This is a genomic window from Flavobacterium sp. GW821-FHT12A05, assembly GCF_058807735.1.
This window is the reverse complement of the sequence record NZ_JBXAQY010000007.1, coordinates 415,179-437,658: the sequence shown is the minus strand read 5'-3', so window position 1 is coordinate 437,658 and position 22,480 is coordinate 415,179. Positions and strand designations below refer to the sequence as shown.

Below are 22,480 nucleotides of genomic sequence, written 5' to 3'. Positions count from 1 at the left end.
TCTCAAATATAGCAAAAATAAATTCCATTTACAAACGCTTACAATTATTTACAACCGAAAGTAAATAGTTTGTAACCGAATATTTTACTAATCCAGCCGCATCTTTGCCCTGTTGAATTTGATCAACGATTTTATATGAACATTTAAATAGTATACGCCATGAATGCAATGAAAAACAGAGTACAATTAATTGGTAACGTAGGAAACGATCCAGAAGTTAAAACATTAGAAAGCGGTAAAAAGCTGGCACACCTAACAATCGCAACAAACGAAATTTACCGAAATGAGAGAGGTGAAAAAGTAGAACAAACAGAATGGCACCGGGTAACCGCTTGGGGCAAAACAGCAGAAATTATAGAAAAATTTGTTGCAAAAGGGAAAGAGGTAGCGATTGACGGAAAGTTAACCCACAGAAGTTACGATGATAAAAACGGTGAGAGAAAATATATAACCGAAGTTGTTGTAAACGAGATTTTATTGCTTAGTAAGTAATCTTTGATTGAATGAAACAAACCCGACAGGTTTTAAAAACCTTTCGGGTTTAACTTTTATATTGAAATCAATTTATAAAACTGAAGCTCCATTTATATCTGTAGAAAGTACTTCGCTCATATAATCAAAAAAAGGGCGCATGTTTAGGCATGTTTCTAAAGCCTGCTCCAAAAAAAGCGGACTTAATACTTCTTCATCGGTAAAACGTTTAATGATTAAAAACTGTTTATAGCGCAGTAAATCAATAGCTTCATGATCCGGATCAAAACCTTTTGGTGTTGTTTTAAGCTGTTCGCCCTGTAAAGTTCCAAATGTGCTGGTAAAGGATTTTGACTTTAAGATTTTTCTAAATGATTCAGGATCGTGAGCAAATTCGCTTCTTATGCGTTTAAGGTCGGCAGCATTTGGTCCCCAAAAACCACCGGCGAAAAAGCTGTTTCCTTTTTCCAGATGAAAATAATAACCGCCGCGTCTTGCACTTGTGGCGCGGGTATAACTTCCGCCCCAATACGTTTTAAAAGGAGTTTTGTCTTTAGCAAAACGAATGTCGCGGTAAATTCGGTACACACTTTTTTTACCTGACTGTGTTTCCAGAACATCGGTTTTAGAAAGCTCTTTTAGTAAAGCGTCTGCAAAGTTTTGAATGTGATTTAGTTCGTTTAAATATTCAGGTTTATGTTCCTCAAACCAAGGTTTGTTATTGTTCTCTTTTAGCTGCGTTAAAAAATCAAGGCTGGATTGAGGTATAATAATGTCGTTTTTCATAATTAAGAGGAGACTTTTTTAAAAATCAGAACACGAATTTAAGTAAAATTAAAAACCCACCAGATTTCTTGGTGGGTTTTCTATATATCGTTAAGCAGTTTTTTTGAATAAATCAAACATAGGACAACGTGAACAACGTTTCTTTTCACTTTTTTTGTATTTCTCACAACAAGAAGATTTACAATTTTCAATCTTCTTAATTTTATCAAGGATAACAGCGTTTTTCTTTTTCTTTTTATCCTTTTTTTTGTCCTTGTCTTTCTCTTTCTTGCCCAATTTTCCTCTGTATTATAAAAACAGAGACAAATATAAATGAAAAAAGTTATTTTTAAGCGTTCTAAATAAACTTTAACTTTTTTATTTTGGATTGATAGCAATTGAACTTGTAACTGTTAATTGCTGAATATCACGGTCGAACAAGTAAAGTCCGCCTTTGTCATCACCAATTAAGTTGATTTTATCCAAAATAGATTTAGCTGTAGCTTCTTCCTCGATTTGTTCAGAAACGTACCATTGTAAGAAATTATGAGTTGCATAATCTTTCTCTTCAAAAGTAATGTGTACTAATTCGTTGATCGATTTCGAAACAAAAAGTTCATGGTTATAAAGTTCCTCAAACATTTCTTTAAAAGTAGAATAAGATGTTTTTGGTGCTTTTAGATCTGTAATATGAGCGTGGCCTCCGCGTTCGTTTACATACTTGATTAATTTAAGCATGTGTGCACGCTCTTCATCTGATTGTGTGTACATAAATTGAGCGATTCCCTCTAATCCGTGTACTTCAGCCCAACAAGCCATAGAAAGATAAGTTTGCGAAGATTCTGCTTCTATGCGGATTTGCTTATTTAAAGCCGTTTCAATATTTTTTGATAACATAATACGTGTCTTTTGGATGGAAATTTGTCTCTTTTTGGTAAAGTTAGAAAAAATAATCCATTCCCTTTTTTTGAAACCGCGAAAACATTACACAATTGGATTAACTCTCAAGAAAATTAATGCGTTTTAATAGGCTCAAAATTAAACGGTTTAGAGAACTGAGATTTGTTCATAATTGGATTTCCATCGCTTTCTCTAATAAAACCATCTGTAAATTTTCTAAGGATAAATTGCCTTAGCGCGGTATCATAATAGCTCAAAATATAGTAATCTTTTAGTTTTAAGATGTTTTGAAGCACCGCATTTTTATTAGTACTCAAATAATAATAGGCGTTGTCAATTGCCAGTGGTTCTGCTTGTTTATTGCTTACAAAGTCGAGATTAGAGTCGAACATTGAATCAAAAAACACCATTTTATTTTGGATGTAATACGATTGATTTCCATAATCATTGAAGAAATCAGCCTGCCCATATTGGAAATTAGAAACCACGTATTCTACAAAGCCTCCAAATGTTACATAGCTGTTTTTCTTGTTTTTAAACACAGAAACTCCTGCACTTAAATTTGAAAGTTGTTTAAGAAACTTAGCCGTGTTTTTTAATTCTACAGGTTTATCGTTGTTTGCTCGAAGGAATAAAGGAGAATTCTTAAAACGTATTGTGTCATTTTTTGAAACCGAAACATTTTTTAAAGTCTGTCCCGAATCAAAATCTTTTATAGTATACAAAAACTCATCACTATTCGCTTTTACCTGAAATAATCTGCCGTCGCTGTAAAATGAATTGGCACTTAAGGCCAGTTTCTTTGTTGCGGGCTGATTAAATATTTTCTCCTTAATATCAAGAGTTTGTAAATTAAGATCAAAAACTTGTGTTTTCTGGGTGTTATAGTCAAATGTTAAAAGGATATGATCATCCAGAACGTACATTTTGTTTATGCCCGATGCTTTTTCTAAAGGATTAAAATCAGCCAGGTCCATTTTTTGAATTGGATAATTTCGAATAAGCGCATTGAATGTAAAATTCTGGCCTCTTTCTGTTTGGAAGTTAAAGGCCGAAAAATCGAACATTTTTATTTCGCATTTCCCATTTTGAAATTCATATAAAAGAAGATGCTTTTGACCTTTTTCTTTTCCAAGAACATAAAAAGCATTGTTTTTCTGAAAAGTGCTTATGATGTATTCATTTTCTTCGGGAAAATCAAAATTTAAGACTCTTGACGTTTTTAAATCTAAAAAGTACTTAATGATTTTGATATTTCTTGTGTTTTGGGAGGTCCAGTATAATAAAGGATTTCCGTCTTCGCTAATGCTGTAGCCGCTTAAAGATCTGTGTTCCGGATTTCGTATAGTATCAGTAAACTGATTAGTCAGAAACAATAATTTATTATATTTTAAAATATTGATGTTTCTGTCGTCTGCCGCAAAAACATAAATATCATGCGTTTTTACATCTTCGACATTCAGGGTTTGGGCATTTTCTGAAGAACTGTCTAAATTTAAGGGAAGAGAGTTCAATACCGTTTGACCAATCAATGCCGATTTACAAAGCAAAAGAGAGAAAAGAAATAGTTTTTTCATGAATTTTCAATCGTCAAATATCATTCCAAATTTAAGGCTGAATGTATGAATTTTAATTGAGAATTACTAAAGAATTTTGAATAGTTAAACATATAAAACGACTTTCTTAAATGTATTTTTTATAAGTTTTATATTGTTTTTATTTGTTAAGTAACAAAATAATTGTAGTCTTATTCTTGTATAAATATAACTTTTAGAGGAAATCAAAAATGCTTTATGGGGGTATTTTCGTAAAAAAAATGAAATTATGAAAAAATTACTTTATTTATTTAGTGCTGTATTAATAGTATTTGCTTCTTGTACAGATGATTATGGAGATTATTGTATCAAGAAAAATGATTCAAACCCTATTAAAAATGATACAATTTCACCGCCAAAAACAGATTCGATACCTGTAGTAGTTGTAGAGCCAATTTTGGTAAAAAAACAGGTTCATACTTATGCAAACGGAGATGTAATCACAGTCGAGTTATTGTACAATGATACTAAAATAATATCAGACAGAGAGGGACCTAACGTTACCAATTATACTTATGAGGGTGATGTAATTAAAAAAATTGAAAAAGCTGACGATTCTGAAGGTGTTTATATTACAAATGAATATTTTTATGCAAATGGAAAATTAGACTATATTTTTAGTAAAGAGTTTGGGAATTATTATATCACAAAATACACTTATAATAGCGATGGAAGTGTGTTCTACAGCAAAATAAACAGTGACAGTTCAAAAAATGAAAATGAGTATACACCAATAAGCGGAAGATATACTTTCTCTGGAGGTAATTTAATTACGCATCAATTCTATAGTGGTACTTTTGAAAGTTTGACTACATATGTATACGATTCTAAAAATAACCCTAGAGTTAATGTTTTAGGCTTTGGTGCGTTAATAGATAATAATCAGGGATTTGCTGTTAAGAATAATGTAGTTAAGAAAACAACGAGCAATAATGTTGACACATCGGTAGAGACAGTTGTTTATACTTATGAATACGATGCAAATGGTTATCCTACAAAGAGAACTGAAGTAACGCAATCTGGAACTAAAACTACTACAGAAACCACTACTTATACTTATTAATTTATATAAAGAATCTGTTTGTTGACAATAATGGTGTTGCCAGAATTGTCATAAACAACAAAAAGCTGCAAGAACGTTCTTGCAGCTTTTTTTGTTTTCTAACTCTAGTTTGAGTTTTTACAATGTATTTGAGTTTTTCCGTTTAGTAAAATTTAATAAGACCTACTTTTAAATCCTGATACTATTTTTTATAGCTTGTTTGCTATTTTTTTATCTGAAATGAATAATTGACATCTATACTTTTAAATAGACCGTCTTAGCGATCAAAATCGTCTTGTTTGTTTGTAACTACTGCGTCTATTAAATTTACAAGGAGTAGTTGGCTAATCAAGCGTCAATTGGATTCAAAAAAAGTATTGTTTCAGCCTAATTGATGGAAAGTTTTTCTTTAATCCTAATTTCAAGTTAGTAATATGATGCAGTTGTTTTGGTGTATTTGTATAATTTGCTTTGATATTCTATTAATGATGTTTTTGCACCATGTTATTTCATTATTAGAAGTCTTATTATAATTACAGGTATAAGTCGTTTAAATTTTTCTGTTGTTGATCAAATAATTAGATAAATTATAGTCAGCTTTTTTCACGACGAGACAAAACACAAAAAAGCCCTGAAGAATTTCTTCAGGGCTTTTGTTTTAAATTTTGTCGAGTAGAAATTATTTTACTCTAAAAGTAACTCTTCTAGCTAATCTTCTAGCTTCTTCTGAGTCTTTTTGGATTGATGTATCAGCACCTCCGGTAACAACATTTAATCTTGAAGATTCGATTCCTGCTTTTTCAAAAATTGTTTTAACGTTAGTTGCTCTTGTATTTGATAGTTTCTCATTGTACTCAGACTTTCCAACTTGGTCAGCATAACCAATGATATCTAGAGATGCAGATGGGGTTTTTCTCAAATAAGTTAAAATAACATCAATTGCCGCAGTTGAATTTTCAATTGGAGTCGCTTTGTTGAAATCAAAATAAACGCTGTAATATTTATCGTTTATCATTTCTTTCATAACATCTTTATTCTCAACAACAGTGTTTGTAACAGGTTTTTCTACAATAACTTGTTTAGATGGAATGTTCTTTATCTGATTCTCAAGTTCGGCAAGCTTATTATCGTAAGCAGAAAGATCAACAGTTTCAGAAATTACAGTCCAGTCAGCATGTTTTGTGTTTTTACCCAGGTAAACATTTAAACCAACAGTTCCGTTAAAAAGCACTCCGGTAAAACCTCTTGATTCTATAGGACATCCACAGTCAAAAGTATAGTCTTGTCTGGCATTTAAAATGGTAGAAAAATCTCCAGTTAAAGCAAAACGGTCTGATAATCTAATTTGACCTGTAATACCGGCAATAAAATTACCCATTCTGTCTTTTACATGTACATCTTTGTTCTCTAATTGAGCAACACCAAAACCAGCATGTCCTAATAAACCAATCGTTTTAGTCCATGTTTCAAAATTCATAATACGACCTAGATTAGCAACCGCTTGTAAATCTACTCTATAGTATTTTGAATCAAAATCGATTGAGTTGTTTTTACCTGTAAAACTGTTGTACCCAAAATCAGCTTTTAAACCAAATTTGTTGTTAAACATATAGCGAACTCCTAAATCGCCTACCCATGGACTAGGTGTGCTTGTAAAATAACCTGAAGTCATTGGGCGTTGAGGTTTGTTTACTCCTCCGGCTAATTCAACAGACCACTTGTTATAGTTGTTTGCAGTATTTTCTGTTTGTGCATTTACATGAATTAACCCTAATGCAAATGCCAGAGTCATGACAATTTTTTTCATTGTAATTGAGTTTTAAAATTTTCCTCAAACAAACGAATTTATTGCCGCTCGGCTTAGCCACTATAAGTTATTAAAGTATCAAAATAAGACAAGTTTGTAAGATAAAGATTATTTTGTATTCATCTGATTTTGAAAGTAATCTACAAATTGTCCCACATGAAGACCATCTGCCAGACCGTGATGTACATGTACAGACATTGCAATGGTTCGCTTTCCGGTTTCGGATGTAATCATTTTTCCAAAAGAGATTTTAGGGCAGCTATCTGGAAATGTATAACTTCTGGCATGCGAAAGTGAAGTGAAATTCAACCAGGGTATTGCCGAAAAGTGAATCAGATTGTCATTGTCAAAAGATCTTGTAAAAAGTCCGGTTGTATTTTGAATGCGTTCGATTTCTGCTAATGCATTTTCTTTAAAGATATTAAGATCAGGATGGTATTCAATTAAAGAAAATCCAAAAGTTCCATCTTCGCGTCCAATTGTTGCCGATGCATCGATACGATCGTTAATGTATATTTTGTCTTCTGCTATTCTGTACTTGAAATTTTCAATTGCATTTACGGCAGTTAATGTTTTGTGCAGATAGAAAATGAAAAAAGAAACATTTAGTTCTTTGGCCGTTTGATAAGCTTGCGTACAATCTATTTCGACAGTGACACCAAAAAAGGGTTCTTCCATTTGTCTGAAATGTGCAAAATGTTCTTTTCTGTTCCAGTTTTCTAAGTCTAAAAGTGTTTTCATTATAATAAATTATGAACTACTTCAGTGATTTTTTCAAATGAACTAAAGTGTTTGTGTTCAACTTTGTGATTAATTTTTTCATGTTCCCAAGTAGTGTGAAACGGAATGTGAACGGCATAACCGCCAATTCCTAAAACAGGCAGCACATCAGATTTTAATGAGTTGCCTATCATTAAAAACTCATTGGCCTGAATGTCTAAACGACCCAGTAATTTTTGATAATCGATTTCTTGTTTGTCTGACATTACTTCGATATGGTGAAAATAATGGCCTAAACCAGAACGGTGCAATTTGCTGTGCTGGTCTTTTAAATCGCCTTTTGTAGCCACGACCAATTTGTATTTTCCGTGTAAGGATTGTAAAGTTTCTTCAACTCCATCAAGCAGTTCGATTGGTTTTTCAAGCAGTTCTTTTCCGTATTGAATTATCTTTCCAATTACTTCTATCGGAATTGTATTGCTGGAAATGTTCATTGCCGCTTCGATCATCGAAAGGATATAACCTTTAATTCCGTAGCCATACAAAGACAGATTGGCAATTTCAATTTTGAATAATTCCTGCGAAATGCCTTGATGCGAAAGATAATCTTCCATCAAAGCGCAAAATTTATGTTCGGTTTCCTGAAAATAAGGTTCGTTTACAAATAATGTATCATCGGCATCAAATGCGATTACTTTTAAGTTTGGTATTTTACTTTTATGCAGCATAAGTTTTTTGTTTCAAGTTTTATTTGTTTCAGGTTTTAGGTTTTTTGCCACGACCCGAGCGATAGCGAAAAGGCGAAGCAATTCACGAATTGCATTAATTTTTAGCCACAGATTATTAAGATTAAAAAGATTTTTATCTGCTTAAATCTGCTGAATCTGCGTGAAACCTCGAATTTCATAAACTATCAGTGTAAACCAGTTTCATCCGTAAAATCTGCGGGCAAACTATTTAGAAAAAAGCCTTTTCAAAGAAATCGTTTTATCGTAAAATGTAATTCGGATTCCGAAAAGCAAAACGATACCGCCAAAAACCATCTGTAAAGTTATTTTTTCTTCTAAAAACAACCAAGCTAAAATTGAGGTAATTACTGCCTGACTCAATAAACTCAGCGAAACTCTGGTTGCGCGCATGTGCTGCGTTGCATAACTAATAGAAAGCCAAGCACACAATTGACATATTACGGCTTGAAGTACTAATACAAACCATCCTGTATTTGAAAATCCAGTAAATGGCTCGTTTAAACTATAGCAAAGAATTCCTAAATAAATACTAGAGGCAAATAAACTAATGGTCATAAACGATAAAACATCGACTTCTGAAAGTACATTTTTACTCACCAAAAGATAAATCGAATACAAGATTCCGGATAAAACGGCAAACAGAAAAGCCTGATCGAAATTCAAGTCGATAAAAAACTCAAAACCAACCAAAGTTATCATCCCGAATAAAGATACAATTGTACCTATCCAGAAGTTTGTCGCGGGTTTTGATTTTAAAAAAAGAAAAGAACCAACTCCAACCCAAACCGGAGATAAATTCGTCAGCAGCGAAGCCTGAGTCGCGCTTGATTCCTGAATGGCGATATTCCAAACGGCCACATCCGAAGAGAATAATATCCCGCAAAGCACTGCCAAAAGAGTAAATTTTAATGTTGGGATTTTAAAATTGCCGCTCAATAAAACATACGGTAAAAGCAGAACGACAGCAAAGAACATTCGGTAAAAAGCCGAAATTAATCCTGGCGCCAAACGTAATTTAACCAATATAGGGAAAATGGAGATGCAGAGTATACCGCAGATTAAAGCTAATCTTGGTTTGGTGATTTTCATTGTAAAAGTGTATTATTTTTCAAAGATACTCTACAAAGTAACTACTTTGAAAGCAAAAAGCGCGAATCAATTAAAAATGTTAATCGGTTCGCGCTTTTTTATGATAGAATTTAATTGTTATTCTTCTTTTTCTACAACTTCAATAGTTGGCGGAACATCGGGAGTGTCTTCTCCTTTTAAATAATTTGGCAGATTTAATCCGGCCATGTTAAATAAGTCATTCAACGGCGGTACCGTTTTCATCATTCCAGAAACAAAATTGGCTGTTGAACCGCTTTCGCCCTGACCATTTCCAGAATCCCAAACGGTAATTTTGTCGATTTTGATATTTTTAACAGCTTCAACCTGAGTTTTAACCAATTCAGGAAGTTTTTCTAATAATAAAAGCTGGAAAGCTTTGCTTGGATCTCCTCCAGCTGCAGCAACGACTTCTTTATAACCTTCGGCTTGTTTCGTTAAAATTTCCAAAAGACCTTTTGCTTCTGCTTCCATTTTAGCAAAAATTGCATCGGCTTCTCCTTTTGCATTTTCTCTAATAGTTTCGGCAGCGGCCTGAGCTTCAATAATTGCTCTTTGTTTGGCAATTTCGGCAGGAATTACAATGTTGGCAATTTGTGTAGAACGCTCTCTTTCAGAACGTGCAAGCTCGGCTTTTTGCTCGGCAACATACGATTCTTCTAAGGCTTTTGCCTGTTGTACTTTCTCAGCTGTTATAGCAATACGCAGCGATTCTGCTTCTTTTTCTCTACGCAAAGCTTCAGAATTTGCAATCGCAATCTTTGCCTCGTTTTCTCCCTGAATTGCAATTGCATTTGCCTCAGAAGTTTTTACCCTTGTATCTCTTGCTGCTTCTGCTTTTCCAATTGTTTCATCTTTAGAAGCAGTTGCAATACTAATTTCTCTGTCTTTTTGTGTAATCGCGATTTTTACGTCACGATCTCTATGTGTTTCGGCAATTTGAGTGTCTTTTTCTCTATCAGCAAGAGCTTTACCGGTTTCTCCAATTTTTTCCTGCTCAGCAACGCTTATTTTTGCTTCGTTAATTGCTTTTGCTGCAGCTTCTTTTCCTAGAGCTTCAATGTAACCAGATTCGTCTTTAATATCCGTAACGTTTACGTTTATTAATTTTAAACCAATTTTCTTTAATTCGCTGTCAACGTTTTTCGAAATATTGTCTAGGAATTTATCACGATCTGAGTTGATTTCTTCAATTGTCATCGTTGCAATTACCAAACGTAATTGACCAAATAAAATATCTTTTGCCAGCTCCTGAATTTGTTCTGATGATAAACCTAAAAGTCTTTCGGCAGCCGTATTCATACTATCTGTTTCTGTAGAAATTGCAATGGTAAATCGGCACGGAACATCGACTCTAATGTTTTGTCGGCTTAATGCATTCGTTAAATTGGCTTCGATAGAAAGCGGTTTTAAATCTAAAAATGAATAATCCTGAATTACCGGCCAGATAAAAGCACCTCCGCCATGTACACATTTTGCAGATGTACCTCCGGTGCGTCCGTAAATGACTAAGATTTTATCAGATGGACAACGTTTGTACCTGGAAATTAATGCCGAAATTGTTACGAATAAAACGATTGCCGCAACTGCAATTAAAATAATTGGGTTCATTATAATGTATGTTAAATGGTTTCTACGATTAAGATGTTGTTGTTTTCTATTTTCACAACTTTAACGGCCATTCCTGACGGAATTCGATCATTTTCGGTCATGGCTTCCAGTTCATGAAAAGCACCGTTTACGCTAATCATAATTTTACCTTTTCCTTTTTTGTTTTCAGGAATGGTAAGGTAAACTTCGGCTGTTTTGTTTAGCGTATTGGTTATTTTAAATGAATTGTCTTCGGCTAATTTTTGCACTTGTTTGATGACAAAGAAGAATAAAAGAACAAACAAAACGCCAACAACAAATGAAGCGATTATAAGAAATAGAGGTTTGTCGCCAATAGTGGAGTAAAAAGAAATTCCGGTCCAGCTGAATCCTAAAAGAAAATTAATAAGGTTTCGCAATGAAAAAAGCTGGAAATCCCCGTCATGTGCATCTGCATGAAAATCAGTATCAAAACCATCAGCAACATCAAGACCCGAAAAGGTAATAATGGTTTGAATAATAAAAATTAAGCTTGTTGGAATAGCGATATACCAAAACGACTTAAGTAAAACCGGTAAACTTTCTAATAGCTCCATAATTTTCAGTTTTTCGAATAACTTTTGGCGCTAATATCTTACTTTTTGCGAAACAAAACTAATTTCGATTAAAAATCGATGTTGTGGCTATGCAAAAAAGAAAAAGCGTGAATCAATTAAGGATTAATCGATTCACGCTATTATATAAAATTATAAAACTTTAGTTTACTGTAGCTCCATTTGGTGCATCAGCATCTGGGTTTACAAATACCAGTTTTCCTTCAGCGTTTGTTGTCATTAAGATCATTCCCTGGCTTTCAACACCGCGCAAAGCTCTTGGAGCAAGGTTTGCTAATACAGAAACACGTTTCCCAATGATTTCTTCTGGAGAAAAGCTTTCTGCAATTCCCGAAACAATAGTACGAACATCAATTCCTGTATCTACTTTAAGAACTAAAAGTTTGTTTGCTTTTGGCATTTTTTCGGCCTCTAAAATAGTTCCAATACGAATGTCCATTTTGGCAAAATCCTCAAACTGAATTAAATCTTTTTGTGGTTCTGCTTGTTTGTTTTCGGCAATATTTGCGGTTTTTGTCGCTTCCAATTTATCTATTTGTTTTTGTATTTCTTCGTCTTCGATTTTAGCAAAAAGCAACTCAGCTTCGCCAATTTTATGTCCTGCCGGAATTAAATCTGAATTTTCAGCAATATCATTCCAACCTAATGTTTTGTCAATAATGATGTCTTTTGCATCACGATCTTTCTCTTTTAAGAATTTGCTGAATCCTTCAAAATGTTCTTTAAGATCAGCTAAATTCAATATCTTAGAAAGTTTAGCCGATGTAAAAGGTAAAAACGGTTCTGCCAAAACGCTCAAAGCAGCAGCAATTTGCAATGCTACATACATTTGTGTTTTTACACGCTCTGGATCGTCTTTCATTACTTTCCAAGGCTCTTCGTCAGCAAGGTATTTATTTCCTAAACGGGCAACGTTCATTAATTCGCCCAAAGCTTCACGGAATCGGTAACGCTCTACCGAACTTGAAATCACGGCTGGATAGGCTTTTAATTCAGCTAAAGTTTGTTCGTCAACTTCTGTAAATTCGTTTGGCGTTGGGATAATACCATCGTAATATTTGTTGGTTAAAACCACAACACGATTAATGAAGTTTCCAAAAATAGCAACCAATTCGTTGTTATTTCTCGCCTGGAAATCTTTCCATGTAAAATCGTTATCTTTTGTTTCCGGCGCGTTAGATGTTAGAGCGTAACGCAAAACATCTTGTTTCTCCGGAAATTCTTCTAAATATTCGTGTAACCAAACTGCCCAGTTTTTAGAAGTCGAAAGCTTGTTTCCTTCTAAATTCAAAAACTCATTTGCTGGAACATTGTCTGGCAAAATATAACTTCCTTCGGCTTTTAGCATCGCTGGGAAAATGATACAGTGAAAAACGATATTGTCTTTCCCAATAAAGTGAACCAATTTGGTTTCTTCATCTTTCCAATATGGTTCCCAGTCTTTTCCTTCGCGCGCTGCCCATTCTTTTGTAGACGAAATGTAGCCAATAGGCGCATCAAACCAAACGTATAATTTTTTTCCTTCGGCACCTTCAACCGGAACATCAATTCCCCAATCAAGGTCGCGCGTTACGGCACGAGGCTCTAATCCGCCGTCGATCCAAGATTTTACTTGTCCGTAAACGTTAGGCTTCCAGTCGTTTTTATGTCCAACTAAAATCCATTCAGTCAAGAAATCAGAATAACGGTCTAAAGGTAAAAACCAGTGTTTTGTTTCTTTTAAAATTGGAGTTTCTCCCGTAATAGTCGATTTTGGGTTGATCAAATCAGTCGCATTTAAAGTCGATCCGCATTTTTCGCACTGATCGCCATAAGCTTCCGGATTGTCACATTTTGGGCAAGTTCCCACAACAAAACGGTCTGCTAAAAACTGATTTGCCTTTGCATCGTACAATTGCTCGGTAACTTCTTCAATAAAATCGCCTTTATCATACAAAGTCCTAAAGAATTCCGAAGCCGTGTCATGATGAACTTTTGCCGAAGTCCTAGAATAATTGTTGAATGAAATTCCGAAATCAGCAAACGATTTACGGATAATTCCATCATATTTATCAATAACTTCTTGTGGCGTAACTCCTTCTTTTTTGGCTTTCATCGAAATTGCAACTCCGTGTTCATCGCTTCCGCAGATAAATGCTACATCTTTTCCTTGCAATCTTAAATATCTCGAATATATATCTGCAGGCACGTAAACCCCCGCCAAATGCCCAATGTGGATTGGTCCATTAGTGTAAGGTAATGCTGCCGTGATCGTATATCTCTTTGGATTCTGTATCATATTTCAATTTTATTGAGTGCAAAAATAAGCAATAGAATTGAGATTTTGTTATTACGCAAAGATTCGCAGAGAGTTTTCGCAGAGATTAACAAAGATTTTTGTTATTGTGGCGAAATAATCTCGCAAAGGCACAGAGTTGCAAAGTTTTTTTATGTCACAGATTAAAAAGATTTTTAAATATGAATTGCCTCCAGCTTTAGCTGGAGTTTATGTAAGGTTTAGTTTTAGGGGCTTTAGCCAAACGTATATGTTTTGGCTAAAGCCAATATTTGATCATCATTTACAATTACATCGAGCTAAAGCTGGACGCAATTCAAAAATCATTGTAATCCTTTTAATCTGTGGCTAAAATTAAAAATCTTTGCAGGACTTCGACTTCGCTCAGTCTGACAAAAGTATAACACCTTCGAATCTCGGTGGTAAATCTCCATTAAAATAGAACCAGTTTAAACTAGCACTACAAGCGAAATCTTCAGAATATATTTCGCAATCTTTGCAACCGAAAAAACAAATTTTATGAGCAAGACAAAACTAATCATCAACAAAAACGGATCGATAAAAATTGAAGGCGATTTTGAAATCATGGATCCAGAAGGAACTGTATACGGATTACAAGGAAGATCTGCACTTGGGCTTTGCCGTTGCGGATTATCTGCAAACAAACCATTTTGCGATGGCGGACACAGAAATAACTTCGAACACGATTCTGTTGCATTCGATTTACCTCCAATGAAAACAAACTAAGAAATTCTATTTCTAGGTTTAGATATAAAAAAAGCTGCATTTTCTAGATGCAGCTTTTTTTATTTTTAGATGTAAAGTTCCCCTTTCATTGTAATAATAGATGAACCGCCTACTAAAATATCTTCTTCACGATTCATAACTTCAATCATCGATGCCTGTTTTAATTTTACACCTTGAAGAATTTTATATTCCTTATCCGATTTAGTAAATTTCTTTTGCGTTAAAAAACCAATTAAAGGACCTGCAGCCGTTCCTGTAGCCGGATCTTCATATATCCCGATTATTGGGTTAAAAAATCTCGTTTCGACTATATGTTCCTGGCCTTCTTCGGCAATGGCGAAACAATAAAAGCCTTCAAAATTATATTCTTTTGAGATTTCAATTAAGAGTTGATTATCTGGAACACAGCTGTTGAGTAATTGACTGTTTTTTATAGGAACCATTGTATGTGCGACTTCTGTTTTAACTATTGTTGGAACAAAAGCATTCACATCTAAATCTTCAATTTTTAAACCCAGAGCTACTGCAATTCTATAAGTTGGAATTTCTTGTTTGATTACCGCCGATTTTTGATGCATTTGAACAAGCGGATAAAAAGTAACCGGATCAAAACTTACTGTTACAGGTATTGCCGAATGTTTCATGATTACAAAAGGTTCGCTTTCGTTTTGTTCCTCAAAAATGGGCATTCCTTTTAGCAAAGCACCGCAGACTGCACCTAATAAATTATGTCCTGCGCCGTCGATTTCGATTCCCGTTGGGGTAAAGGAACGAACTACGAGAGCTTTTTCTCTTGTAGAATAATAGATAAAAGAGGTTTCAGAATAGCCAAATTCTTTAGAAATATCCTGATAGGTTTCTAATTTTAGATTTCCATTAGTAAAAACTACAGAAAGAGGGTTTCCTTTGTAACTTTCGTTTGAAAACACATCTAAAACGTAATATTCTAATGCTGTTCTTCCCTCCATATTTTCCTTTTTTATAGCTGAGCTTGTTTAGACGGAATAAAGTTACAGTTTATAAAATATCAAAGCAACAACCTTTACAACATTCGTTTTCCCTCAGCGCTAAATTTTATTGCTTTTTCCAATCTCGCAAGTCTGGTTTTTTCTTGTTTGGCGCTCATAATTACATGTATTATAACCTTTCTGTAGGATGGCGCTTGATTGCTAAAATATTCCCAAGCTGTTTTATGGGCTTTAAATTGTTTTTCAAGTTCGGGATCCAGAATGTAAGCTTCATTTTCATGCGAGTAAATTTTGGATCTTTCTTCAGATCTTAATTCAAAAGCTTTTATGCCTTCTTCTTTCATTAAACCGGCTTTTGTGAGTGCTTCTACTTTTTTAATATTGATGGCACTCCAAATACTTGATTTTTTTCTTGGTGTAAAGCGTATCGTATAACTTTCTTCGTCAATTGATTTTCGAATACCATCGATCCATCCAAAACAAAGCGCCTGATCTACAGATTCTGACCAGGACATACAAGGCTTTTTAGTACTCACTTTATAGAAACCCACTAAAAGTTCGGTTTCTTTTGTGTAATGCTTTTCTAGCCATTCTCTAAATTTTTCTTGTGTTGAGAAGAATGTTGGAGTCATTTATTCTTTAATTATTGTTTTAGAAGGTGGCGGGGGTGGTGGAAGAACATATTGGGAACTAAAAAAATCTAATTTTTTATTTGTCTTGATTAATCTTACTCTCTTCTTCCATGTATAAATCCATTTCGCTAAAGAATCTAATTCTTTTGGGACATCATTTTTATAGCTATGTATAAATATTGATTTTTTGATTGAATCTTTGTCAAAATAGAATCTATAAAATTGACCATCACTATAATTTTCGCTATAAATGTAATCGTATTTTTTAAGCTGTGTTTTAGAAATTAATTCACTTAGTGTTTTTCTGTCATTTTTGCTTATTAAAGCTATATAATTTGTTTCACCTTTTGGAATATTAACATTAGTACTGTCCCAAATATCATGAACATTCCAATGTTCCCGAATATAAACACTGTCATTTGGAGAAACCTTTATAGAAAAACACGTTTCGAAAGTATTACTAAAAGAAAAATCAAAATATTTAAATTGATTATTGTCTTTTTCTTTTTTTGAACAAGATATAAAAGCTGAAAATAAAAGAATCAATACAATTTTTGTTTTCATAGCTTATTAGTTTTTCAATTCTTTCCAGCAAACTTCTATTTCCCTTTGAACTTCTTTATGCAATTTCGGAAGCTCGTTTACAATCCAATGCTGGCTTTCTTTCGTTAAATAATATTGATTTTGGCCGAGTTTGTATTTCATGGCGCCAATAATTTCCTCAATCATTTCATTGGTTTCTGATGTTCCGTTGGCAAAATTGGGTTCAATTAGAAATTTTAAAAGTTCACTTTCATATTTTGGTTTAAAGTACAAAATATACGTAACTATTGGAAAATAGAAATAGAAAAAACTGTTGGTGTTTGAGTGATATTGTATTTGATGTAATACAGCAATCAAATTATCCGATTCTGAATCTGTCGTTTTTGAATTTAATTCAGATAGTAATTCAAAAGTCCTTTTTGCACTCGGAACAATTTCTCCCATTCTTTTTAAATCAGAGAAAGCCTCTTCAAATTCTATGTTTGCAGATTCGCTTTTATTTCCTTTAGAAAGTTCCATTTGTTTGCTGGCTTAGTTTTGTTCTTTTGTAAAATAAACTGCCAAAATATACAATTAAGAGATAAAGAGAGTGAAAAAGATAAAAAACATTTTTAAGCCTTTCTGCTAGATCCAAAAATTGGAATCATAGCGATTATGAGAAAGTAAAAAGGGAAATTGAAAAATGTGACCACCATGCCATTATCAATATTAAAACAAATTTTATAGCGATGGTGGTTATGAGACAGGTTTTAGTCAAAGACTACTTTTTTATTGCTTGCAGGTATTTTAACGATATGGTATGGCTGTGTTATTACAGTAGCAATGCCTCCTGGTTTTAGCTGTTCTACTTTAACGATTATTCGATTACGAGTTTCGGTAATTTTTGTAATATCAATAGAATATCCGCCGTAATTACGCACCTGATCAAAAACAGCAATAACCTGATATTTGGTAAAATCGATGTTGGTATCAGGAAAAATCATATTTGCAGGCAAAATAAGGTTCATTTTAGAAAGCACATCGTTCCAGGTCGTTTGGTCTTTTATAACTAAATTACCTTTTGGATTGCTGTCTTTTCCATTGTAATTATCACCCTTAATAATTTCGGAATAGGTTACATTTGATGAGTTATTGTCTGAATCGTCGCTGTTGCAGCTTACGAACACAAACAAAATGCTGAAAATAAAAATAATCTGTTTCATGGTTTTTGGTTTTAGTTAATTAGAATTTATTGTAAAACGCTATTTACTAAACAGATGTGGTTTTTTTAAATGGTTGCGTGGTTAATTTTAAATTTATGTTTGAGTTGATATTGCAGAGTTGTAAATTAAAATTTATTAAAAAATAGACTATTCTTTTTTTTCTTCCTCATCAGTAATGTTTTTTCTTTTTACATGTTGAACGGTTAAAATAAATGTGAAACAATTGATTAGTATGGGAGCAAGAAAAAACATTAAATCTTGAATATTATTTAAACCATATTTGGTAAATAATGATTTTAAAGCATAATAAACAAACCAATAAGGAAAAAGAACAATGCCTAACAATATTAAAATCCAAAGAAAATCTAAAATTTTTTTTAGCAGTTTTGAATCTTCTGTAAGATGATGATAAGCTGTAGATTCTAAAAATAAGTAAGGCTTTATAATATTGCTCGCAACTGAAAATTGACTGTGTTTAAAAAATACTGATGCTAAACCTGTATAATATTTACTTTGTTTACTTATAACAAGATAAATTTGAATGGTTTTATAATGGCAAAATGCAAAAATAGAAGGTATTATGTATAAGGCAATTGTGTTTTCTTGAAGTTTAAATGGACCAACAGATATTTCGCTGATTTTTGTCTCTAAGATTAATGGAAATGCAATAATTAAAAAAAGTATAATCAGTAATAATCTATTAAGAGACTTTTTATTTTCATCAATTCGTTGATTGAGCAAGTCTAGATATTTGCTTCTCTTTTCATTTGACTTTAATATTTTTTTAAAGTATAAATTAATTAAAATGTCCGTTTCTATATATTCATTTTCATTATCTATATCTTTTTGTTCCGATTCAACAGCCATAATTTAATGTGTAAAGTTTATCTCATATTTTGCTAAAATAATCTTTTTTCTTTTTAAAAATAATATCGCAAAATAGCGTTTAATCCTCGCCGCCATTTGAATCTTCTATGATTGCCTTTTGAGATTCTAAAATCTCCTGATATTTTAAAAAATGCTGATCTCTATTTCCTTTATAGATTAATTCTCCTTTTGTATAGTCATAGCATATTCTGTCTCTAAGTCTTCGCAATTCAAATAACAAAAGGTCATTGCTTTTTCCTTTGTCTTTAAAACTGAACAATCCTTCTATGGCAGCCAAAACAGTAATAGACGCACTAATAACTAAAACATAATTTTCGGGATGGAACTCTTCTTTTTTGTTAAATATTTCCCAGCCTGTAAGTACCGTAACAGTTGCGCCGGCAATAAAAACTATAATTTTTGTTGCTCGATAAAGAAATAAGTAAACGTCTTTTTTTCTTTTAATACTATCAATTCTTTCTTCAATATCGTTATATAAAAGATCTTTTTTCAGCTCTTTGATTTTCATAGTTTTTATATTTTAAAAGATTAGTTTTTATTATTTCAAGTCTAATAATTTGGCAAACAAGTATATAAATAAAATGAAACTAATTACTAAGTATTTACACGGGTTTTGAAAACCGGTAAATATGAAAACAATTTTAAAATCGTATCATTTTTTCCCTCAACTTTGCAAATCAAATCTCAAAACAAAACTAAAATGGAGGAATTTGGCAGAATAATAGTTTCTGAAACGGCAATGAAAAGTGAAAATCCTCAGGATGTTATTCACTCAAATATTTCGGTAATCAACTTAATGCGCGAAGAAGGTGTAGACGATGAGTTTATTCACGAAGATGCATTTACGAGTTACTATCTCGATTATTACTATTCGCAATATACCGAAGGAAATTTTTCTCAGTTTGTCTATAAATCAGGTTGGAATAAAGAACTAAACGAGCTTATCGAAGAAGGTCTGGCTTTAATTGGTGCCGAAAAACATTTAGAATTGTTTCAGGAACAAAGCAAAAAAGTTCGATTAATGAGTAATATAAAGCTGGGAAAATTCTTGAAAGGGAAATTAGAAGGTGTAAATCCGGTTCGCGATTCGTTAAATAATGACACTTTTTTTGAATTAGAAGAAAACTTAGCACAGTTAAATGCTGATTTTTTAAAAAACCATCCCGATTTTGAAGTACTTTCTGTAGACGATATGTTTGCTGTTTTGGAGGAATTTGTTGGGCATGAAATTAAAAGAGCGTAGTTTTTCTGGAGGTTCAAAGGTTCAAAGAAGCAGAGGTTCAAAGTATTTTTGTCATTGCGAGGAACGAAGCAATCACACTAACAAATGCCGTAAAGCTGGAGATATTTTGCTTTTGTCTGGCAGATTTGTGGTGTTTTTGAAAACAAATGAATAAGAGAATTGTTAGTGAAATATAAATAAATTAAGAACTTTCTTAAAATTTTGATTTTATTTAAAAAGCTTTCTAAGAATATTTTATATTTGAAAGCCCCTAATTTTAAAATCAACACCAATGAAAATTAAATCCTACTTAATTCTCAGTGGCATTTTTCTATTTTTATCCTCCTGTGGAAAAAATGAAAAACAGCTCATTGACGAAAACGCCCCATCGTTAGCTGTGCAGACAGAAACTCCTAAAATGGTCGAAAGACTAATCTTTAAAAAAAGCGAATATATAATTCCGTCAGACGAATTGAATTTGAGTCTGCTCAAGAAAACGGCTGAAAATCTCAAAATCAAATATAGTGCGATTAAAACCGAAGATGTAAGTTCGATTCGGTACAATAACAAAGTAACTTTTTTCGTGATTTCGGTTACTAACAAAAAGCCCAAAACAAAATCTACGGAAGAAGATTTAGGCAATTATTATGAAAGGAAATACGTTTTTGTAAATAATGAAGACGGAAAAATTCTGGCAGAAGAAACAGATGCCAGTCTTGGTTATTACGAAAATGACGGTTTAAGAGTTGCAAAGACTTATATTTTAAAAGATCTACTTCAGTTAAACGATAAAACTCCTGCCATTGCTTTTAGTACAGAAGTATATTCGAGCAGCAGAGTGGTAATGTATTCCGAAGAAAAATTTACGATTGTGACTTTTGACGGAAATAAAATGAATAAAATTTTATACGAATATCCAATTCGATCTTCAAATGGAGATTCGAACGGAGGCGGAACCTATCAAATAGAAACTTTAGAAACCGGAATCAGCATTTCGGATATGCAGACAAACGGTTTTAATGATTTACTGGTTTCTAAAATTTTCTCTTATGAAGAATCAGCCGAAGAAGATTTAGAAAATAATATTCAGCAAAAAAACGATTTAAAAGTCAAAAAAGAATTCCAAAGATTAAGGTTCGACGGAAAAACCTATTCGTTTAAAAAAGACGATCGTAACCGATTTTTATAATTTCGCGGCTAATTGAAACTTAAAAAAATGCATAAAAAGATACTTTTTGTTTTATTGATTTTGCCTGTTTTCTTGCTGGCTCAGGAAAAAGAAAAAGAAGTATCTGATAATGTGACCCGATATTTTTATGATAATCAGGTTGTTTCGGTTGCCATTTGGTACAGCGCAGATAAAAAGCCGGATAGTTCTAAAACCTATTATTCTAACGGAAAACTAAACGAAGTTTTCTACTTTGATAAAGATGGGTTGAAAGACGGTGATGGTTTTCAGTACAATAGACAAGGTGAAAAACTGGTAACCTGGAATTTTGCCCACGGAAAAATGACCGGAAGGACAGATTATAAACTTCCGTTTAATAAAGATCGCGAAGAAACCGTCAAAAAAGCATTAAAAATGCTGACGGATATCAACACAAGAACCAATTATAATCCAACCAAAATTAATGATCTCTATAATCGTGGTGTTTTAAGTGTCAGCCTTGGCAATAATACATTGGCGATTGAGGATTTAAAAAAGGTTGAATATTCGATTGATAAAGATCCAAAAAACAAAGATTTGGTTTTGTCGGATTCGGTAAAAAGGAAAACGGCTGTTTTTAGAAGTAAGCTTTATGATCGTTTGGCAAGCATTTATGCTTCACTTGAAATGGAAGCTTTTGCTATGAACTATTATTATAAAGCAATTAAGAACGCGCCCAATGATTATCGCATTTTATTTAATTTTGCAACTTTGTTGCAACAAAGAAAAGTGTATGATTTGGCGCGTTATTATTTAGAGAAAATTGTAATCGAAAAACCAGATCATGCCCAAGCATACTGGGCACTCGCCAGGTTATTGAGTGATATGGGCGAATATGAAAAAGCATTCGAAAATATTCAGAAAGCTTTTCAATACGAGAAACAAATAGAAAAAATAACCGCTTATGGCGGACGAGATTTAAGAACAACCCGTGGATTAATTTATCATAAAATGGGCGAATCTAAAAAAGGAATCGCCGATTTGAAAGCAGCATTAGAAATGGATAAAAACAATTCGTATGCAATGAAAAATCTCGGAATTATTTATCTCGATCAGAAAAAATATGACGACGCCTGCCAGCTGTTTCAAAAAGCAAAAGAACTCAATTATACCTTAGTGTACGATGAATTCGATTTAGATTCACTTTTAGAAGATGCCTGCAGCAAACATCAGCCTGAAAAAGTACTTAAAAACAAGCCTTTCGTTTTCCCAAATCCAGCAAAAGAAAGTGTTTCGGTAGAAAACATTGGTTCAAAAAACTTTGATTTTGAGTTGTTCAATTTCGAATCGAAGTCCGTTTTAAAAGGAAAAACAAGCGACGGAACCATAAACATCATTAGATTAGATTCGGGATTTTATATTTTAAAAACTACTATTGGCGAAAGGGCAGAAACTTTTAAAATTATAAAAGAATAGATAAAAGCAGGTAAATGCTC

The 22,480-nt window shown here is 33.0% G+C and carries 23 protein-coding genes; 6 read left to right on the top strand and 17 right to left on the bottom strand.

The features are described from left to right. Positions 1-159 precede the first annotated feature (159 nt). On the top strand, positions 160-492 hold the full coding sequence (locus AC1RRQ_RS18330; RefSeq protein WP_493024464.1) for a single-stranded DNA-binding protein: 333 nt from the start codon (positions 160-162) through the stop codon (positions 490-492). 72 nt (positions 493-564) lie between these two features. On the opposite strand, the gene AC1RRQ_RS18325 is transcribed toward AC1RRQ_RS18330, so the two are convergent. The 3 genes from AC1RRQ_RS18325 to AC1RRQ_RS18315 all read right to left on the bottom strand — a co-directional run bounded on the left by AC1RRQ_RS18325 (position 565) and on the right by AC1RRQ_RS18315 (position 3,713). Continuing rightward, positions 565-1,257, bottom strand: coding sequence for a DUF2461 domain-containing protein (locus AC1RRQ_RS18325; RefSeq protein WP_493024463.1), 693 nt, complete (start codon positions 1,255-1,257; stop codon positions 565-567). 357 nt (positions 1,258-1,614) lie between these two features. Continuing rightward, positions 1,615-2,133, bottom strand: a complete 519-nt coding sequence (locus AC1RRQ_RS18320) for a ferritin (RefSeq protein WP_017495882.1) — start codon at positions 2,131-2,133, stop codon at positions 1,615-1,617. Positions 2,134-2,249: 116 nt separating this feature from the next. Next, entirely contained in the window at positions 2,250-3,713 is a 1,464-nt protein-coding gene (locus AC1RRQ_RS18315; RefSeq protein ID WP_493024462.1) for a hypothetical protein, read from the bottom strand. Positions 3,714-3,960: 247 nt separating this feature from the next. Here AC1RRQ_RS18315 and AC1RRQ_RS18310 point away from each other — a divergent pair, with 247 nt between their 5' ends. Further along, positions 3,961-4,794, top strand: coding sequence for a hypothetical protein (locus AC1RRQ_RS18310; protein ID WP_493024461.1), 834 nt, complete (start codon positions 3,961-3,963; stop codon positions 4,792-4,794). A gap of 658 nt (positions 4,795-5,452) precedes the next feature. Here AC1RRQ_RS18310 and AC1RRQ_RS18305 read toward each other — a convergent pair. The 7 genes from AC1RRQ_RS18305 to metG all read right to left on the bottom strand — a co-directional run bounded on the left by AC1RRQ_RS18305 (position 5,453) and on the right by metG (position 13,638). Beyond that, a complete protein-coding gene (locus AC1RRQ_RS18305; RefSeq protein WP_493024460.1) occupies positions 5,453-6,580 on the bottom strand; it encodes an OmpA family protein in 1,128 nt (375 codons plus the stop codon). A 108-nt stretch (positions 6,581-6,688) separates the two neighbouring features. Continuing rightward, positions 6,689-7,321, bottom strand: a complete 633-nt coding sequence (locus AC1RRQ_RS18300; RefSeq protein ID WP_493024459.1) for a CatA-like O-acetyltransferase — start codon at positions 7,319-7,321, stop codon at positions 6,689-6,691. Next, positions 7,321-8,028, bottom strand: coding sequence for an HAD family hydrolase (locus tag AC1RRQ_RS18295; RefSeq protein WP_493024458.1), 708 nt, complete (start codon positions 8,026-8,028; stop codon positions 7,321-7,323). Before AC1RRQ_RS18295 ends, AC1RRQ_RS18300 begins: the two co-directional genes overlap by 1 nt. 225 nt (positions 8,029-8,253) lie before the next feature. Then, complete coding sequence (locus AC1RRQ_RS18290) at positions 8,254-9,138, bottom strand: DMT family transporter (protein ID WP_493024457.1); 885 nt, start codon at positions 9,136-9,138, stop codon at positions 8,254-8,256. Between the two features lie 117 nt (positions 9,139-9,255). Continuing rightward, positions 9,256-10,767, bottom strand: a complete 1,512-nt coding sequence (locus AC1RRQ_RS18285) for a flotillin family protein (protein WP_493024456.1) — start codon at positions 10,765-10,767, stop codon at positions 9,256-9,258. An 11-nt stretch (positions 10,768-10,778) separates the two neighbouring features. Further along, positions 10,779-11,342 carry an NfeD family protein gene (locus AC1RRQ_RS18280; protein WP_493024455.1) on the bottom strand — a complete coding sequence of 188 codons (564 nt, stop codon included), beginning with the start codon at positions 11,340-11,342 and terminating at the stop codon, positions 10,779-10,781. Positions 11,343-11,502: 160 nt separating this feature from the next. Then, positions 11,503-13,638: a methionine--tRNA ligase gene (metG, locus tag AC1RRQ_RS18275; protein ID WP_493024454.1), complete on the bottom strand. Its 2,136-nt coding sequence runs from the start codon at positions 13,636-13,638 to the stop codon at positions 11,503-11,505. Positions 13,639-14,154: 516 nt separating this feature from the next. Between metG and AC1RRQ_RS18270 the strand changes: the two genes are divergently transcribed. Then, positions 14,155-14,382, top strand: coding sequence for a CDGSH iron-sulfur domain-containing protein (locus tag AC1RRQ_RS18270; RefSeq protein ID WP_315247872.1), 228 nt, complete (start codon positions 14,155-14,157; stop codon positions 14,380-14,382). Positions 14,383-14,447: 65 nt separating this feature from the next. Here the strand turns inward: AC1RRQ_RS18270 and AC1RRQ_RS18265 are convergent, their stop codons facing one another. The 7 genes from AC1RRQ_RS18265 to AC1RRQ_RS18235 form a co-directional block, all read right to left on the bottom strand. Continuing rightward, positions 14,448-15,350 (bottom strand): PhzF family phenazine biosynthesis protein, encoded by a 903-nt coding sequence (locus tag AC1RRQ_RS18265; RefSeq protein WP_493024453.1) that lies wholly within the window; start codon positions 15,348-15,350, stop codon positions 14,448-14,450. A 74-nt stretch (positions 15,351-15,424) separates the two neighbouring features. Beyond that, positions 15,425-15,982, bottom strand: a complete 558-nt coding sequence (locus AC1RRQ_RS18260) for a YdeI/OmpD-associated family protein (RefSeq protein ID WP_493024452.1) — start codon at positions 15,980-15,982, stop codon at positions 15,425-15,427. Then, positions 15,983-16,546 (bottom strand): hypothetical protein, encoded by a 564-nt coding sequence (locus tag AC1RRQ_RS18255; protein ID WP_493024451.1) that lies wholly within the window; start codon positions 16,544-16,546, stop codon positions 15,983-15,985. A 6-nt stretch (positions 16,547-16,552) separates the two neighbouring features. After that, a complete protein-coding gene (locus tag AC1RRQ_RS18250) occupies positions 16,553-17,044 on the bottom strand; it encodes a hypothetical protein (RefSeq protein WP_493024450.1) in 492 nt (163 codons plus the stop codon). A 230-nt stretch (positions 17,045-17,274) separates the two neighbouring features. Continuing rightward, positions 17,275-17,727 carry a protease complex subunit PrcB family protein gene (locus tag AC1RRQ_RS18245; protein ID WP_493024449.1) on the bottom strand — a complete coding sequence of 151 codons (453 nt, stop codon included), beginning with the start codon at positions 17,725-17,727 and terminating at the stop codon, positions 17,275-17,277. A gap of 147 nt (positions 17,728-17,874) precedes the next feature. Then, a complete protein-coding gene (locus AC1RRQ_RS18240) occupies positions 17,875-18,594 on the bottom strand; it encodes a hypothetical protein (RefSeq protein WP_493024448.1) in 720 nt (239 codons plus the stop codon). A gap of 79 nt (positions 18,595-18,673) precedes the next feature. Next, a complete protein-coding gene (locus AC1RRQ_RS18235) occupies positions 18,674-19,123 on the bottom strand; it encodes an SLATT domain-containing protein (protein WP_493024447.1) in 450 nt (149 codons plus the stop codon). Positions 19,124-19,315: 192 nt separating this feature from the next. Between AC1RRQ_RS18235 and AC1RRQ_RS18230 the strand changes: the two genes are divergently transcribed. From AC1RRQ_RS18230 to AC1RRQ_RS18220, 3 genes are all read left to right on the top strand, one after another. Next, positions 19,316-19,858, top strand: a complete 543-nt coding sequence (locus tag AC1RRQ_RS18230; protein ID WP_493024446.1) for a DMP19 family protein — start codon at positions 19,316-19,318, stop codon at positions 19,856-19,858. A gap of 271 nt (positions 19,859-20,129) precedes the next feature. Then, a complete protein-coding gene (locus AC1RRQ_RS18225; RefSeq protein WP_493024445.1) occupies positions 20,130-21,026 on the top strand; it encodes a hypothetical protein in 897 nt (298 codons plus the stop codon). 27 nt (positions 21,027-21,053) lie between these two features. Next, positions 21,054-22,460 carry a tetratricopeptide repeat protein gene (locus tag AC1RRQ_RS18220; RefSeq protein ID WP_493024444.1) on the top strand — a complete coding sequence of 469 codons (1,407 nt, stop codon included), beginning with the start codon at positions 21,054-21,056 and terminating at the stop codon, positions 22,458-22,460. The last annotated feature ends 20 nt before the right edge of the window (positions 22,461-22,480 follow it).

Excerpts from the sequence above, each read along its gene's own strand:
- AC1RRQ_RS18330 (WP_493024464.1), top strand. The coding sequence starts at position 160 with ATGAATGCAATGAAAAACAGAGTACAATTAATTGGTAACGTAGGAAAC.
- AC1RRQ_RS18325 (WP_493024463.1), bottom strand. The coding sequence starts at position 1,257 with ATGAAAAACGACATTATTATACCTCAATCCAGCCTTGATTTTTTAACG.
- AC1RRQ_RS18320 (WP_017495882.1), bottom strand. The coding sequence starts at position 2,133 with ATGTTATCAAAAAATATTGAAACGGCTTTAAATAAGCAAATCCGCATA.
- AC1RRQ_RS18315 (WP_493024462.1), bottom strand. The coding sequence starts at position 3,713 with ATGAAAAAACTATTTCTTTTCTCTCTTTTGCTTTGTAAATCGGCATTG.
- AC1RRQ_RS18310 (WP_493024461.1), top strand. The coding sequence starts at position 3,961 with ATGAAAAAATTACTTTATTTATTTAGTGCTGTATTAATAGTATTTGCT.
- AC1RRQ_RS18305 (WP_493024460.1), bottom strand. The coding sequence starts at position 6,580 with ATGAAAAAAATTGTCATGACTCTGGCATTTGCATTAGGGTTAATTCAT.
- AC1RRQ_RS18300 (WP_493024459.1), bottom strand. The coding sequence starts at position 7,321 with ATGAAAACACTTTTAGACTTAGAAAACTGGAACAGAAAAGAACATTTT.
- AC1RRQ_RS18295 (WP_493024458.1), bottom strand. The coding sequence starts at position 8,028 with ATGCTGCATAAAAGTAAAATACCAAACTTAAAAGTAATCGCATTTGAT.
- AC1RRQ_RS18290 (WP_493024457.1), bottom strand. The coding sequence starts at position 9,138 with ATGAAAATCACCAAACCAAGATTAGCTTTAATCTGCGGTATACTCTGC.
- AC1RRQ_RS18285 (WP_493024456.1), bottom strand. The coding sequence starts at position 10,767 with ATGAACCCAATTATTTTAATTGCAGTTGCGGCAATCGTTTTATTCGTA.
- AC1RRQ_RS18280 (WP_493024455.1), bottom strand. The coding sequence starts at position 11,342 with ATGGAGCTATTAGAAAGTTTACCGGTTTTACTTAAGTCGTTTTGGTAT.
- metG (WP_493024454.1), bottom strand. The coding sequence starts at position 13,638 with ATGATACAGAATCCAAAGAGATATACGATCACGGCAGCATTACCTTAC.
- AC1RRQ_RS18270 (WP_315247872.1), top strand. The coding sequence starts at position 14,155 with ATGAGCAAGACAAAACTAATCATCAACAAAAACGGATCGATAAAAATT.
- AC1RRQ_RS18265 (WP_493024453.1), bottom strand. The coding sequence starts at position 15,350 with ATGGAGGGAAGAACAGCATTAGAATATTACGTTTTAGATGTGTTTTCA.
- AC1RRQ_RS18260 (WP_493024452.1), bottom strand. The coding sequence starts at position 15,982 with ATGACTCCAACATTCTTCTCAACACAAGAAAAATTTAGAGAATGGCTA.
- AC1RRQ_RS18255 (WP_493024451.1), bottom strand. The coding sequence starts at position 16,546 with ATGAAAACAAAAATTGTATTGATTCTTTTATTTTCAGCTTTTATATCT.
- AC1RRQ_RS18250 (WP_493024450.1), bottom strand. The coding sequence starts at position 17,044 with ATGGAACTTTCTAAAGGAAATAAAAGCGAATCTGCAAACATAGAATTT.
- AC1RRQ_RS18245 (WP_493024449.1), bottom strand. The coding sequence starts at position 17,727 with ATGAAACAGATTATTTTTATTTTCAGCATTTTGTTTGTGTTCGTAAGC.
- AC1RRQ_RS18240 (WP_493024448.1), bottom strand. The coding sequence starts at position 18,594 with ATGGCTGTTGAATCGGAACAAAAAGATATAGATAATGAAAATGAATAT.
- AC1RRQ_RS18235 (WP_493024447.1), bottom strand. The coding sequence starts at position 19,123 with ATGAAAATCAAAGAGCTGAAAAAAGATCTTTTATATAACGATATTGAA.
- AC1RRQ_RS18230 (WP_493024446.1), top strand. The coding sequence starts at position 19,316 with ATGGAGGAATTTGGCAGAATAATAGTTTCTGAAACGGCAATGAAAAGT.
- AC1RRQ_RS18225 (WP_493024445.1), top strand. The coding sequence starts at position 20,130 with ATGAAAATTAAATCCTACTTAATTCTCAGTGGCATTTTTCTATTTTTA.
- AC1RRQ_RS18220 (WP_493024444.1), top strand. The coding sequence starts at position 21,054 with ATGCATAAAAAGATACTTTTTGTTTTATTGATTTTGCCTGTTTTCTTG.